The following is a 15,439-nucleotide window of genomic DNA, read 5'->3' on the forward strand; positions in this document are numbered from 1 at the left end:
AATTTAATTAAAAAATTATTAAAAAACATTTATTTAAAAAAATATTGAGGAGATAACATGTCTGAAGAATTAGCACTTGCTGTAAAAGATGCAGTTTCTGTAGTAAACGACCCTCACATGGGCGTAAGTATTGTAGAAATGGGTATTGTACAATCTATTGCAATTGAAGGTTCAACTGCTGAGATCGTAATTAAACCTACAAACCCAGGTTGTATGAGTGTTACCCGTATTGCTGCTCAAGCTAAAGCTGAAGCTTTAAAAGTTGAAGGAATCGATAAAGTTAAACTCATCATTGAAGGTCACGTAATGGCTGACTCTCTTAATGAGATGCTTAACAAAGATAATTAAGTTTTTTAAACTTAATTACTCTATTTTTTTATTGAAATTTTCTTAATTTTCTTTGAATTTTAAAGATTTCAGTTATATTCAAAATCTTTTTCAACAAAAGATTTATATATTAGATAACATATAGTTAATAATACTTGTATTTGTTAATAGGCTAGTGGCACAGCCTGGTCAGCGCGCACGGCTGATAACCGTGAGGTCCTGGGTTCGAATCCCAGCTAGCCTACTTCTAATTTTACTTATTTTTTCAATACACTTACTGTCAATTCTATCGTCTTTTTTTAAGGCTCTTTTTTCAATTCTTTTCCAATTTTTTTCCGATTCTTTTTTCAGTTTCTTTTTTTAGATATTCTTTATTTTTCATAATGCTAATCTTATCAAAACTATTTTCAATGTACATTTTTATGTATTATTATACATTTATATACTTGAAAGTACAATATATTATTAGAGAAAAATCTTGGTGATACCATGTGGGAAAGTTTAAACTTAAAATTTAGCAAATATCCTGCAAGAATGGCTGTAGCTCAGAAAATGTTTGAGTTAGGATTAAGAATAAGTGAAGATGGTAAGATATATTGTGGCGATTTAAAGATAAGTGACTCTGCATTGGCTGCTGCTGCAAATGTTGATCGTAGAGTAATTAAATCCACTGTTGATGTCATTATTGCTGATGAAGGATTATATGAAATATTTTCAAATATCATTCCAGCAGGAACCTTGATAAAAAACATTGCAAAAAGCTTGAATTTAGGGGTTATCGAAATAGAAGCTGGTGAAAAAAGCGATGGTGTTTTAGCTGAAGTGGCTTGGATCATGAGCAAGCAGGAGACACCCAATTGAATACAAACCCTGTTTTGACAATCATTACAGAAGATCCAATTCCTGGTGAACTTTTAAATGAATTCATTAAAGTGGAAGGTGTCTTAAAGGTTTCAATGTTATAATTCTTCTAACTTTTTTTTATTTTTTTAATTTTTTATTTATTTTTTGCTATTTTTTATATAAAAACATTAAATTTATAATATAGTGTGTATATAAATATAAACATAATGTAATTTATTAAATCATTTACTATAATATTAACCATTAAGTAATTTTTTAATTTAGTTTTGATTTAAAATTTAAATATTTATAAGGAAGACTATTATTATGTTAAGAGATCCAATTATTCAAAATTTATATCCGGAAATTTTTGAATTCGAAGAAGCTGTAGATGTTATCGGATGTCTTAAAGAATGGCCTAAGAGCAGATTATGTGATGATAAGGCTATTGCTAGAAAAACTAAAATAGATATTAAAACAGTTAAAGATATTCTTAAATTGCTTGAAACAAATAACTTCGTATACAATGTAAAAGTAAACGAGGTTTGTATAAAAATCATTAAACACTTTAGATCTGGAAAGCTTAGCCATGAAGAGATAGCTAAAAAAGTCAAATTGGATTTGGAAATTGTAGACCAATTCATTGAAGAAAATGAATCTCTTCTTTTGGAAACTAAAAAAACATATTCCCAACAAACCTTAAAAACATTAAATGATAATTTAAATGCTATAATTAAGGGAGAGAAAAAGGAAGAAAATGATGAAGAGGCAGAGGATAAGAAAGAAGAAGCTAATGCTGAAGAAGTCAAAGATGAATCCTCTGATGATGATAAAAAGGTCATGAATGAAGATAAGGAGTCTGATGAAGTAGTCGTTAAGGAAGCTGTTGAAGAGACTTCCGAAGATGATGAAAAAGCTGCTAAGAAATCTAAAGCTAAAAAGCCTAAAAAGGAAAAAGCTAAAAAAAGAGCAGTTAATCAGAAATTCTGGTATCTTACATTTGATGAAATCATTGATTGCCTTAAGAATGGATACACAACAGATGAGGAGATTTCTGAAAAGACCAACTGTAAGTTAAACATTGTAAGAAAAATCCTTTACAAGTTATATGATATGCGTTTAGCAAGCTATAAAAGGGATAAGGATAAGGAAACCCAATGGTACACTTACGATTGGAGATTCAATGAAAATGAGTACAAAAAGTTAGAATTTAATTTAGCAAGTTCTGAGCTTAAAAGATTAAATTCTGAATTGGAATATGAAGAAAACAATATGTTCTTCGTTTGTCCAAACGGACATTACCGTCTTGACTTTGAGGATGCTTCAACTGTTGAATTCCTTTGTCCGGAATGTGATCTTGATTTGGAATATGAAGACAATCAAGAAAAAATTGATAGGAAAAAAGAGGAAATTAAAGTTCTTGAAGATATAATTTCAGGATAATTATATTTTTTCATTTTTTCATTTTTTTATCTTATTTTTCTATTTTTTAACTTATTTTCTATTTTTTTATTATTTTTAACTATTTTTCCTATTTTTAGAATTTATTAAATTTTATTTTTAAAAAAAGATTAATCATTATCTTATTAACCATTTTCTCATTATCTTATTAACAATTATTCTATTTTTCTAATTAGAACTGCTGGAGTATGAATAATTGAATCCAAGGATTCTACAGTGACTTCATGAGTATCGGAATCCAACACGTCTTTTACACTGTAGATGGTTTCCATTGCAGTGGATAATGACTTTTGATAATCTTCAGCAACATTTGCTATTTCAATTGCTTCATCAACATCTATCTCTCTTGAACAGCCTAATGGAGTTGATCCCAAGTTTTCAGAAAGCTGTCCTAAGGTGTATCCGAAAACTCCTTTATCTGCTTCGATTCCAGGAATAGCTATTGGAAGCCCTGTGAAGTATTTGTTTCCTCTTCTATAAGTTGCATCTGTGTCTATGATCAATGTTGTAATTGTGTTGCTTGTTTTATTTTTTATCTCTTCGCTAATTTCTTTCGCTACCTTTTCAGGGTTTTCTGGAAGGAGTGATACACATGTTCCAGGAGCATTGCTTAAATCGATTCCCGCTTCTGAAGCTGGTTTCAATGCATGTTTCCAACCGTATAGCTGTAAAACTACCTCTTTATGTCTTTTGGATTCCTCTGGGAGCTTTCTTAAATTTTTAATTGTTCTTTCCTTGATTCCAAGAATAGGTCCAAGAACATATCCCCAGAAGTACTTGCTCCAATATGTTGCCAAGAATGTGGCCTTTAATGATGGTGTGTAGTCCGCTTCATCAACCAATCTTCCTTGAGATACAGAGATAGGAGTTTCTGCAATGACTAAGTAATCTCCTTCATTTGCCAATTTGGAGATGTCCTCTATCATAAAGTCTATGCTTTCATTAGGTTTGATGTAATGTGTTTCAATAGGGATGACCTTATATCCCCTGATTTCAACATACTTATATTTTTGACCTTTCTCTGTTTCTGCTTCTTTATAACTTGGATTAGTTGTGTTTGGATTATTTGTCATGGTATCTCAATAATTAATTCAATTAATAGTATAATTTTATATTAGTAAATATATAATTATTATTGTATAACCTTATATAATTTTTAATTATCAATTTTCTTTAGGAGATTTTATTATGGAAAAAACAATTACCTATTTTGAAAAACCAGGTATTGAAAATACCGATGCACTTATTGAACTTGTTAAAGAAAGATTGGAAGGCTCTGATATTAAATATGTAGCTATTGCATCATCTACTGGTGCAAGTGCATTAAAACTTAATGAAGCATTGAAAGACTTGGATGTAACTATTGTAAACTGTTCCCATCATGTAGGTTTTAAGGAAGCAAACAAGGCGCAAATGGATGATGAAACCAGAGCAAAGCTTGAAGCTGAAGGAATTGTAACATTTATGGGATCACATGCATTAAGTGGTGTTGGAAAAAGCATTTCCAAAAAATTTGGAGGGGTTACTCCTGTAGAAATCATTGCAGCAACCTACAGGACAATCTGTCAAGGGTTTAAGGTTTGTGCAGAAATCTCCATCATGCTTGCAGATGCAGGTTTGATTCCAGTAGGTGAAGAGATAATAGCTATTGGTGGAACAGGTCATGGAGTTGACACTGCTGTTGTCATGACTGCAGCTAATATGACTAATGTATTTGACATGAAATTCCATGAAGTCATAGCTATGCCAAGATAAGACTTGATTTTAGTTTTAATTTATTAAAACTTTTTTTCTTACTTTTTCCTTTATTTATTATAAGATTGATGGGTAATGGTTATATAGTATAAAATTAATAATAAAAATACTATTAAAAATACTAATTTAAAAATTAAATTTAAAAATCAATAAATACAAATTAGAAATTTTGTAGATTTTTTGGTAATATTTCATTTACATTTAAATATTACTTTAAACATATTTAATAAATAATAGGAAATAATTTATACTTATTATAAATAATTTTTAAATTAATAAAATTTGTGGGGTTTACTCGTGAAATTTATAGATGATGCAATTAAAGGATCAGAAGAAACCATTGAAAATTCTGCTCCTAAAAAATCAAACGATGATTTAGATGAAGAATTGTTAAAAATCATTGAAGGAAGCCGTGCTAACATTATTGTAGTTGGTACTGGTGGTGCAGGAAACAATACCATTTCCAGATTAAATGAAATTGGTATTGAAGGTGCAAAAACTATTACTGTAAATACTGATGCTCAAGATTTATTCTACAGTACTGCAGATAAAAAATTACTTTTAGGCAGACAAACCTGTGGTGGTCTCGGTGCTGGTGGAGAACCTACCGTTGGTGAAGAATCTGCTGAAGAAAGTGAAGAAGACATTAGAGAAGAATTAGAAGGCGCTGACATGGTATTTGTTACTTGCGGTCTTGGTGGAGGAACCGGTACAGGTTCTGCACCTGTAATTTCCAAAGTAGCTAAAAAAGCTGGTGCTTTAACTGTTGCTGTAGCAACTATGCCATTCTCTGCTGAAGGTGTAAAAAGAAGAGAAAATGCAGAAATCGGTTTAGAAAAACTTCAAGAAAATGCAGATACTGTAATTGTAATTCCTAATGATAAATTATTAGAAGTTGCTCCTAACCTTCCTTTAAACAAAGCTTTCATGGCTTCAGATGAAATTTTAGGAAGAGCTGTTAAAGGAATTACCGAACTCATTACCAAACCTGGACTCATTAGTCTGGACTTCGCTGATATCAGCTCAATCATGAAAGGTTCCGGTATGGCTATGATTGGTATGGGTGAATCTGAATCTGGTGACAGAGCTATTGAATCTGTACATGAAGCATTAAGCAGCCCATTATTAGACATTGACATTTCCAATGCTAAAGGCGCTTTAATTAACATTTCAGGTAGTTCTGACTTAACCTTGAATGAAGCTGAAAAAATCGTTCAAATTGTCGGTGACAGATTAGATCCAGAAGCTAACATCATTTGGGGAGCTCAAATCGATGAAGACTTACAAAACATGATAAGAACTACCATTGTTGTTTCTGGTGTAAAATCCCAATATACCATCGAACCTAAAAACGATGATTTCGAAGAAATAGACATCGATGATGAGTTTGAAGGAACTGCTTTAGGACAAACTGATGATGCTCCTGCAGACCCTTTAGATGAGTTCTTAGATGGCATATTCTAAATCCCAGCTTTTCCGCTCCTACGGAGCGCAAAACCTGGACCAAAATTCTTTTCACTCTTATGAGTGAAACTCTTTTTTTCTTTTTTTAGATTAATTTTAAATTTTTTTAATTTTTTACAATTTTATTTTTGCTATTTTTTTTAAATTTTTATCATGATTTTTTAATATTTTCATGCAAAACTTTATTAATGTAATAAAATAAAACATATAATATTATTATAAATTAAGATTAAATTAAATCAAAGTTAAATTAGTTTTAATTAAGATTTCGATTAATTTAACTTTTATGTAGGGATTTTCTATGAATATTAAGGAAACTACTAGTGATTTTATAAAGCAAAGTAAAAGAGTATTAAAAGTAGCTAGAAAACCAGATCGTGAAGAATACTTTAATTTTTCCAAAGTTACTGCAATAGGCATTGCAATTATTGGAGTAATTGGTTTTGTCATTGTTTTATTAGGCCAATTATTAGGATTATAATTTTAGATTTTTATTTTATTATAATTTCTAAAATTTCAAAAATTTCCATATTTTTATAATTTTTTTATAAAATTAATTAGCTATTTTTTAATCATTTTTTTTTAATAACTGGCTCCAGTTATTAAGATTCTTATTTTTGTAATTTTTTTCTTTTGGAAAGTACAAAAATTGAAACATTTATATATTATAAATAATATATATATTTTTATTATATGAATCTAATTTTATTTATTTTACTTTAAAATTCATATTTTCTTAAATTTAAATTGTAGATTTTAATCTATAAATTATTTAATTTTGTTAGTTTTATCAAAATTCAAATAATTGCTGCTGTTTTGTAATTTTACAAAAATAGATTGGAATTGAAAGAAAGTGCTTCTATATGGATATTTAAATTAAGGGAAATAATTAAATTTTATTTGTATAACTCAATTTAATCTATAAATTTATTATAAATTATTAAATTATAAATATTAATTATAGGTGAATTTAGATGGAAGATAATAAAAATTCCATATTTGCTCTTAAAACATCAGCAGGTCAAGAAAGAAATGTTGCAAGACTTTTAGCGATGAAAGCGGACAAGCCGGGAGTAGATATTAAATCAATCGTGGTGCCGGAATCATTAAAAGGTTATATTATAGTCGAATCTGCAACTAACCTTGATATGAAGAACCCAGATATGAAGGTTCGTCATTTAAGAGGTATTGTAGGTGCCAAAAAAGATGGAACTATAGATGCAAACAGTCAAATAACCTTGGAAGAAGTTAAAAAATTCTTGAAACCACAACCTATCATTTCTTCAATACAAAAAGGAAGTATTGTTGAACTTGTTTCAGGTCCTTTCAAAGGCGAAAAATCTAAAGTTGTTCGTTTAGATGAATCTCGTGAAGAAGTAGTTCTCGAGTTAATTGAAGCAGCAGTTCCTATTCCTGTTACTGTTAAAGCTGATCAAATTAGAATTATTAAAAAGGAGGCTGACTAATGGCTAAAGATACAGTTGAAGTTCTTCTCGAAGGTGGAACAGCTACTCCTGGACCACCATTAGGCCCTGCAATTGGACCTTTCGGTGTTAATATGATGCAAGTAGTTGAAGAGATCAATAAAAAAAGTGCTGATTTCGCTGGTATGAAAGTACCTGTAATAATCACTATTGACAGCAGCACTAAAGAATTTGAAATTGAGATTGGTACTCCTCCAACAACTGCACTTATTATGGATGAACTTAGCATTGAAAAAGGTGCTCATGAACCTGGTGCTGAAGTTGCAGCAGATTTATCTGTAGAGCAAGCATTCAAAATTGCAAGAATGAAATTCGATTCATTACTCGCAAATGATTACAAAGCAGCAACCAAAGAAATTATGGGTACTTGTGTAAGTATGGGTATTACCGTTGATGGTAAAGATCCTAGAGATGCTCAAAAAGCAGTTGATGCTGGAGAGTACGATGACATTTTAGTAGAATAGATTTGCTATTCTAGTAAGATACTTACTTATGCTTAAAATTCAATTAAAATTTAATTCAAAATATTATACTTAATATATTATTTATTTAAGTGATTAATTTGCATGATTGAATTTAATTATAAATTAGATTATTAAAATTTATGTTTATAACTTTCTTAATCTATCTTCTTAATTTAATATCAACAGCTAATTATGATAAATAGATAATATTTATTCACTTAAATGTAAATGATATTAAAATTGTATTGTCCTACTTGTTCTAGGGTAATATGGTTTTAATTGATATATTAAAAGGAATCTAAAGATTTTATAAATGCTTTTTAAAGATTTTATTTAATTTTAAGATTTCTCGTAAAAATTCCAAATGAACAAAGTTCATGGAGGATATATATGACACAAGAGATTATTGATGCGGTGAAGGAGGCAAAAGAACAAGCTAAGCCGAGAAACTTCACTCAATCCATTGATGTTATCATTAACCTCAAGGATTTAGATGTCAGAAAACCAGAAAACAGATTTAGCGAAGAAGTAGCTCTTCCTAATGGCCGTGGCAAAGAGATCAAAATCGGAGTCATTGCTGATGGGGAATTAGCTCTTGCTGCTAAAAACGCTGGTGTAGATGTCGTGATTTCCAAAGAAGATTTACAAGAATTTGGTAAAGACATTAAAGCTGCTAAAAAAGTAGTTAATTCTGTCGATTCATTTATCGCACAAGCTGATATGATGCCACTTGTAGGTAGATTCTTAGGTCGTATTTTAGGACCTCGTAATAAGATGCCTAAACCGGTACCAGCTAGTGCAAGAATTGAACCATTGCTTGAAAGAACTCAAGCTACCATTAAAGTAGGTGTTAAACAACAACCTTCTATTCAAATCTTAGTTGGAACTCAAGATATGGATGACGAGAAGTTAGCTGAAAATATTGAAGCTGTTCTTGCAGTATTAGACCGCAATTTAGAAAAAGGAAGAAACCAAATAAAATCCATGTATATTAAAGCGACAATGGGTTCAGTAGTGAGGGTGATCTAAGATGGCTCACGTTGCTGAATGGAAAAAAGAAGAAGTTAATGAACTTAAAGGTTTAATCGAATCTGCAGAAGTTGTAGGTGTTGTTAACTTATTAAACATTCCTGCTAGACAATTACAAGAAATGAGAAAAACTCTCGCAGGAAAAGCAACTATCAGATTATCTAAAATTAACCTTATGAAATTAGCTTTAGAAGATTGTGATAATGAGAAAGCTAACATTACTGGGCTTTCTGATTTTATGGAAGGTCAACCTGCACTTGTATGTACTGACATGAATCCTTTCAGATTGTACAAAATATTAGAAGACAGTAAAACATCTGCTCCTGCAAAAGCTGGCGCAACTGCTCCTGATGATATTGTTGTACCTGCTGGAGACACTGGATTCCCACCAGGTCCGTTCCTTGGGGACTTACAACAAATAGGTGTACCTGCTAAAATCGACAAAGGAAAAATTGTAGTTTCTAAAGATACTGTTGTAGTAGAAGCTGGAGAAGAAGTTTCTAAACAAGTAGCAGCTGCTTTAACCAGAATGGATATCAAACCTATGGAAGTAGGTATGGATCTTAAAGCTGTATATGAAGACGGTTCTATCTTTAAAGCAGACGTATTAGCTATTGACGAAGAAGAAACTATTGCAGATATTCAAACTGCATTTACCAAAGCATTTAACTTATCTGTATTTAGTGCTTTCCCAACTAGCCAAACTATTTCAACTATTATCAGTACTGCTCATACCAAAGCATACAATGTTGCTATCGAAGCAGCTATTCCTACAGACAAAACTTCTGATATGTTAATTGCACTTGCAAACGCTAAGATGTTAGCATTAGCTGGTGAATTATCTTCTGACGCTATCGATGACGAAATTGCTAATAAATTAGCAAATGTTGCAGTAGCAGCTCCTGTCGTTGAAGAAGCAGCAGAAGAAGAGGAAGTTGAAGAAGAGGAAGAAGAAGATAAAAGTGAAGAAACTGCAGCACTTGGATTAGGTGCTTTGTTCGGTTAGATAAAATTTAAAATTTATACTTTTTAATTTAAAAAAAACACAAGATTCAATATAAAAAACTAATATGTATTGGATTTCTAAAAAATAAATTATTATAACAAAAAACGGTGATAACATGGAATATATTTATGCGGCAATGATTTTGCACACCACAGAACAAGATATTAATGAAGAAAATGTAACTAAAATCTTAGAAGCAGCTGGCGCTGATGTAGATGAATCCAGAGTAAAAGCTTTAATCGCAGCATTAGAAGATGTTGATATTGAAGAAGCTATGGAAACTACCGCTATGGCAGCAGCTCCTGCAGCAGCAGCTCCTGCAGCTGAAGCAGCAGCAGAAGAAGAGGAAGAAGAAGAGGAAGAAGAAGAAGACGAAGAACAAGCAGCTGCAGCAGCAACCGCTGGTTTAGGTGCTTTATTCGGATAGATTCTTTTCTATCCTTTATTTTTTCTTTTTTTTAAACAATTTTTAATGTTCGTATATTATTTAACTATTTTTTTTACTATACTTTTTTTAAACAATTTATCATTTAACCATTATTTTTTTTCTATACTTTTTTTAAACATTTTTTTAAAACATTTTTTCATTGTTTTTAATTGCCACATCCCTATAAACTTTTTTTCAAAATCTATATATGCTTATATGAATAAAGTATTACTTAGTAAATAGGGAGGTGTAATTGTGGTATTTTGTCCTGATTGTGGAGCGGAAAATGCAGATTCCGCAAAGTTCTGCAAGAATTGTGGTCATTCATTAAATGCAAATAGGCCAATTAAAGACAATTATGTAAATACTGGGATTGATCCATCTGCTAGAGTAAATGATAATTCAAATTCAAGTAATTCTAATATTAATTCAAATTCAAAATCAGATAATAAGAACCTAATTATAATCTGTTTAACCATTGTTATTTGTGCACTTCTGATTGCAGGGGCTATGGTAATGCTTTCAAATAACAATGCAAATGATAGTGATTCTGATGCTCTTTCAGATTCTGCATCATTAAATTCAGGTTCTGTTGAAAATGTTTCCAGTTCTGAAACAAGCGCTCAAGCTACTCAAGAGAACTCTCCACAAATTTATAGAGGTAGTTTCTCAACAGGAAGTTCGGCGTCAGATAAGACACATTGTACTGTTTATGTAGGTTCTGAACATGCTGGTGAGAAAATAAAAATCAGTGTATTATATCTCAATAATGGAGATGCACTAAATCAAGGAAAAGTTGTAACCAAGACAGTAAGCGGTGACGGTTATGTCAAGGTTGCAAGTGCAAGCGCATTTGATTACTATCCTGATGAAGCACACATCTCATTATATGATAGCAATGGAGACATTCTTGACACAAAAACTGTATACCTATATGAGAGCAGTGGAAAGCAAACATTCTGAAGGATTTAGGGGAAAATATGAAATGTCCAATTTGCGGGTGTGAAAATCCCGATGACTATAAGTTTTGTCATGATTGTGGAAGTCCTTTGAACTTTACAGAATCAATTGATGACTTAACTAGTGAATTGAATAATTTAGATGATTTTCCATCTTTTGATAGCAAAAAACTAATAATTATAGGTTATATTATAGCTATTCTATTCGGTTGGGGCAGTTTCATCCTTAGCTTCTTCTTGGGCTCATATGGATTTATAGGATTCATAGGATTATTTTTCCCAGGATTCATGTTAAACAGCAAAGATCCGAGTATCAGGAAGCATGCATACATCCAATTGGCAATCATGTTGATTGGAATTATTTTCACTGTTATGTTTTTATTTAGATTATTTTAAGAACTGATTGATATGAATAAAAAAATTAAAATGGCTTTATACATTGTTTTGGCTTTGATAATAATCATGGCATGCTTAAGCGTATGGTATGTAAATGATTATTCTCATGCAGACGCCAGCGTGAATGCCTACTTAAATGGAACAGAGAATGTATCAGTTGAAAAAGTGGAAAATGGATTATTCTTGGATGGTCCGGGAAATGATAGTGCATTGATCTTTTATCCAGGTGCTAAGATTGAATATGTCTCTTATCTTCCTTTGTTTATGGAGTTGGCCAATGATGGAGTTGATTGCTTTATTGTTGAAATGCCATGTAATTTAGCATTTTTAGGTGCTGATAGTGCAGATGCTATTATAGGTGATGGCAAGTATTCTTATGATGAATGGTACATTTCAGGACATTCCTTAGGAGGGGTTGCAGCTTCTTCCTATGCGATTAATCATAAGGATAAGATCAGTGGATTGATACTTCTTGCATCTTATCCAGTAGATGATTTGGGAAATATGTCTGTTCTGTCAATTTACGGTTCAAATGATAAGACATTAAATAAGGAAACATATGACAAATCCAAGGAATTGATGGATTATAATTTAACAGAGTATGTTATTGATGGTGGAAATCATGCCCAATTTGGATCATATGGCAAGCAATCCGGTGATGGGGTGGCGACTATCTCTCCAGAAAATCAAAGAATCCAAACTGAAATGGAGATTTTGGAATTCATTTATTAATTTTTAATTTGTTTGAACTCTTTTTCTTTTTATTTTTTATTTAAATTTTTTTATTATATTTTTTATTTTTTTAATTTTTATTAAAATTTTTTTCATTGATTTCTATTTTTATACAAACTATTTAATAGATTAAAAACATATATAATTTTATTATGAAATAAATATTCAACTATTTATTAAACTAATACATTAATAATGCAATTAACTTATTAAAACAAAAAATATTTTTAAAAAACAAGGATTAAAACTGATTATTATGCTTAAAATATTTGAAGATTTAGGATATAAAAAACAAATCTGTAAAACATGTGGCAATGAGTTTTACTCTCAAGTTGATAGAGACACTTGTGGGGATGCTCCATGTGATGAATATGGATTTATCGGAAATCCTGCAACTGACAAGCCATATGATTTATATGAAATTCAGGAAACTTTTAGAAATTTCTTAAAAGATGAAGGCCACACTCCTATACCTCGTTATCCTACTTTAGCTAAAAGATGGAGAGATGATGTATTTTTAGTAGGAGCTTCAATATTTTGTTTCCAACCATGGATTACCTCTGGTTTAGTTGAACCTCCAGCCAATCCTCTTGAAGTTGAACAGCCTTCTATCCGTCTTAATGATGTAGACAATGTAGGAAGAACCGGAAGGCACATGACTTGCTTTACCATGGGTTCACATACTGTAATAAATAAGCCGGATAACTTCATCTACTGGGAAGATGAAACAATTCGCCTTTGTCATGAGTTCTTCAAGTCAATTGGAATCAATACCGAAGAGATAACTTTCATCAAATCCTGGTGGAAAGGTGGAGGTAACGAAGGTCCATGCTATGAAGTGTGCTGTCGTGGTGTAGAGCTTGCTACACTCGTTTTCATGCAATACAAAACCCTTGAAAATGGGGAAAGGGAAGAGATTCCAATTAAAGTGGTGGATACAGGTTATGGTTTGGAAAGAATCGCATGGATTTCACAAGGGACTCCTACTGCTTATGATGCATGTTTTGCTCCTGTAGTGGACAAGCTTAAGGAAATAACCAATGTTGAAGTCAATGAGGATATATTGGCTAGGAATGCAGAAATTGCTGGTATGATGGATATTGAGGATATTGGTGATATCAGAGAGCTCCGTCAACAAGTAGCAGACAGTTTAGACATTACTCTTGAGGAATACTTGAAAAATGCAGAACCTATGGAAGCTATTTATATCATTGCAGACCATACAAGATGTTTGGCATTCATGTTAGCTGATGGAATCATTCCATCAAATGTAAAGGAAGGTTATCTTGCAAGGCTTGTCTTAAGAAGAACCATCCGTTTCATGAAAGAGTTGAAGATGGAGGAATCATTATCTGATATAATGGAAATTCAATTGGATTTCTTAAGAAAATTCTATCCTGAAATCGATGAATCTCAAGAGCACATCATGAATATTATCAATCTTGAAGAGGAAAGATATGCTAAAACCATTGAAAAAGGTAAGAAGACTGTTAAAAGAACAATCAAACGTCTTAAGAAAGAAGGAAAAACTTCCATGCCTTTAGAAACATTAATAGACTTATACGATGCTCAAGGTATGCCTCCTGAAACCGTTGAAGAAATGGCAAGCGGAGATAAGGACTTTGAAGTCTTTGTACCAGATAACTTCTTCACAATTGTTGCAGATATGCATGAAGAGGATAAGGTTGCTAAAAAAGAGACTTTGGATATTGATGTTCCTGAAACTGAACTTGACTTCTACAAGGACATTTATCAAAAGGAATCTGACGGCAAGATCATTGAAGTCATTGAAAAAGGAGATACAGTTAATGTTATCCTTGATAGGACAATCTTCTACCCTGAAGGAGGAGGTCAACCATCAGATATTGGTATAATGTCCATTGATGGTAAAATCTATGAAGTCACTTATGCTGAAAAATTGAATAACATAGTCTTGCATCACATTGCTGTTCCTAAAGATGGTGATAAGGAAAGCCTACTTGCTGATCTTAAAGGATATATTGGAACCGAGGTCCATATGGCTATCAACTGGAACAGAAGAATAACTTTAGCAAGACATCACACAGGTACTCACTTGGTAATTGCAGCTGCAAGAAAAGTTTTAGGCCAACACATTTGGCAAGCAGGTGCACAAAAAGGTCTTGCACGTTCACGTATAGACTTATCCCATTACAAACGTATCACACAGGAAGAGCTTAATGAAATTGAAAAATTGGCAAATGAATATGTGATGATGAATATTGATTTGGATATCAATTGGTTAAGCCGTGATGATGCAGAGAAGGAATATGGATTCACCTTATACCAAGGTGGTGTGGTTCCAGGATCTCAAATTAGAGTTGTAAAGATTCCTGGAATTGATGTACAGGCTTGTGCAGGTACTCACCTTGACAGAACCGGTGAAGTCGGTCCAATTAAGATCAATAAGACTGAAAGGGTTCAAGATGGTGTGGAAAGAATTGATTTCTCAGCAGGGCTTGCAGCTATTGATTCAATCCAAGAGGATAAGGAAATCCTAAGGGAAAGTGCAGGCATATTTAGTGTAACCAATGAGCAATTGCCTAAAACCTGTGATAGGTTCTTTAGCGAATGGAAAGCTCAAAAGAATGAAATCGCTAAATTGCAAAAGGAAATTGCTAACTTGAAAGTCAGCACCTTAGCGGATAATGCAATTGAAATCAATGGATTGAAAGTTCTAAAGGAAATCATTGATGGGGATATCAAAGAGCTTCAAAAGATCGCTACTGATTTCACTGACAATGATAAGGCAGATGTTGTCTTCATCGGTAATAATGAAGGTAAGATTGTTGGAGCAGCTACTAAGGACTGTGGAATTCAAGTTAATGCTATCATTAAGGAAGCAGCTTCCTTGCTTGGAGGTGGCGGTGGTGGCCGTCCTAACTTAGCTCAAGGGGCTGGTCCAAATGCAGATAAAATGCCAGAAGCTTTAGATTTGGCAATTGAACTTTTAAATAAAAATTAATTAATTCTTTAATTATTTTTTATTTTATTTTTTTGATTATTTTTATAACAATCGTTATATTTATAAACTATAAATTAAATATATAGAAAGATAAAGATATAATAAGAGA

Annotated in this window: 15 protein-coding genes, 1 tRNA gene and 1 pseudogene; 16 read left to right on the forward strand and 1 reads right to left on the reverse strand. The window is 31.9% G+C overall.

The annotated features are described in order from the left end of the window. Positions 1 to 57 precede the first annotated feature (57 nt). From QZU90_RS06620 to tfe, 4 genes and pseudogenes are all read left to right on the forward strand, one after another. Entirely contained in the window at positions 58 to 348 is a 291-nt protein-coding gene (locus QZU90_RS06620; RefSeq protein WP_292788503.1) for an iron-sulfur cluster assembly protein, read from the forward strand. A 148-nt stretch (positions 349 to 496) separates the two neighbouring features. Next, a tRNA-Ile gene (locus QZU90_RS06625) sits at positions 497 to 571 on the forward strand. Between the two features lie 245 nt (positions 572 to 816). Next, positions 817 to 1,292, forward strand: a pseudogene (locus tag QZU90_RS06630) (amino acid-binding protein). 205 nt (positions 1,293 to 1,497) lie between these two features. Next, complete coding sequence (tfe, locus tag QZU90_RS06635) at positions 1,498 to 2,613, forward strand: transcription factor E (RefSeq protein WP_295605712.1); 1,116 nt, start codon at positions 1,498 to 1,500, stop codon at positions 2,611 to 2,613. Positions 2,614 to 2,786: 173 nt separating this feature from the next. Here tfe and QZU90_RS06640 read toward each other — a convergent pair whose 3' ends face one another. Beyond that, positions 2,787 to 3,704 (reverse strand): coenzyme F420-0:L-glutamate ligase, encoded by a 918-nt coding sequence (locus tag QZU90_RS06640; protein WP_295605714.1) that lies wholly within the window; start codon positions 3,702 to 3,704, stop codon positions 2,787 to 2,789. A 115-nt stretch (positions 3,705 to 3,819) separates the two neighbouring features. Here QZU90_RS06640 and QZU90_RS06645 point away from each other — a divergent pair, with 115 nt between their 5' ends. The 12 genes from QZU90_RS06645 to alaS all read left to right on the forward strand — a co-directional run bounded on the left by QZU90_RS06645 (position 3,820) and on the right by alaS (position 15,330). Continuing rightward, the gene (locus tag QZU90_RS06645) at positions 3,820 to 4,386 is read left to right on the forward strand and encodes a pyruvate kinase alpha/beta domain-containing protein (protein ID WP_296856282.1); all 567 of its coding nucleotides are present in this window, start codon (positions 3,820 to 3,822) and stop codon (positions 4,384 to 4,386) included. Between the two features lie 297 nt (positions 4,387 to 4,683). Further along, positions 4,684 to 5,850, forward strand: a complete 1,167-nt coding sequence (ftsZ, locus tag QZU90_RS06650) for a cell division protein FtsZ (protein WP_296856284.1) — start codon at positions 4,684 to 4,686, stop codon at positions 5,848 to 5,850. Between the two features lie 301 nt (positions 5,851 to 6,151). Continuing rightward, entirely contained in the window at positions 6,152 to 6,331 is a 180-nt protein-coding gene (locus QZU90_RS06655) for a protein translocase SEC61 complex subunit gamma (protein WP_295605720.1), read from the forward strand. A gap of 493 nt (positions 6,332 to 6,824) precedes the next feature. Then, complete coding sequence (locus QZU90_RS06660) at positions 6,825 to 7,316, forward strand: transcription elongation factor Spt5 (RefSeq protein WP_295605722.1); 492 nt, start codon at positions 6,825 to 6,827, stop codon at positions 7,314 to 7,316. After that, the gene (locus tag QZU90_RS06665; protein ID WP_292788259.1) at positions 7,316 to 7,798 is read left to right on the forward strand and encodes a 50S ribosomal protein L11; all 483 of its coding nucleotides are present in this window, start codon (positions 7,316 to 7,318) and stop codon (positions 7,796 to 7,798) included. Before QZU90_RS06660 ends, QZU90_RS06665 begins: the two co-directional genes overlap by 1 nt. Positions 7,799 to 8,188: 390 nt before the next feature. After that, entirely contained in the window at positions 8,189 to 8,827 is a 639-nt protein-coding gene (locus QZU90_RS06670; protein WP_292788258.1) for a 50S ribosomal protein L1, read from the forward strand. Between the two features lies 1 nt (position 8,828). Beyond that, positions 8,829 to 9,833 (forward strand): 50S ribosomal protein L10, encoded by a 1,005-nt coding sequence (locus QZU90_RS06675; protein ID WP_296856287.1) that lies wholly within the window; start codon positions 8,829 to 8,831, stop codon positions 9,831 to 9,833. A 115-nt stretch (positions 9,834 to 9,948) separates the two neighbouring features. Next, positions 9,949 to 10,260 (forward strand): 50S ribosomal protein P1, encoded by a 312-nt coding sequence (gene rpl12p / locus QZU90_RS06680; protein WP_295605727.1) that lies wholly within the window; start codon positions 9,949 to 9,951, stop codon positions 10,258 to 10,260. Between the two features lie 255 nt (positions 10,261 to 10,515). Continuing rightward, a complete protein-coding gene (locus QZU90_RS06685) occupies positions 10,516 to 11,223 on the forward strand; it encodes a zinc-ribbon domain-containing protein (protein ID WP_296856289.1) in 708 nt (235 codons plus the stop codon). 17 nt (positions 11,224 to 11,240) lie between these two features. Beyond that, positions 11,241 to 11,615 carry a zinc ribbon domain-containing protein gene (locus QZU90_RS06690; RefSeq protein ID WP_296856291.1) on the forward strand — a complete coding sequence of 125 codons (375 nt, stop codon included), beginning with the start codon at positions 11,241 to 11,243 and terminating at the stop codon, positions 11,613 to 11,615. 12 nt (positions 11,616 to 11,627) lie between these two features. Next, complete coding sequence (locus tag QZU90_RS06695) at positions 11,628 to 12,347, forward strand: alpha/beta hydrolase (RefSeq protein WP_296856293.1); 720 nt, start codon at positions 11,628 to 11,630, stop codon at positions 12,345 to 12,347. A 256-nt stretch (positions 12,348 to 12,603) separates the two neighbouring features. After that, positions 12,604 to 15,330, forward strand: a complete 2,727-nt coding sequence (alaS, locus tag QZU90_RS06700; protein ID WP_296856295.1) for an alanine--tRNA ligase — start codon at positions 12,604 to 12,606, stop codon at positions 15,328 to 15,330. Positions 15,331 to 15,439: the final 109 nt, after the last annotated feature.

Source organism: uncultured Methanobrevibacter sp., from assembly GCF_902784195.1.
In the GTDB taxonomy this organism is placed as follows: Archaea; Methanobacteriota; Methanobacteria; order Methanobacteriales; family Methanobacteriaceae; genus Methanobrevibacter.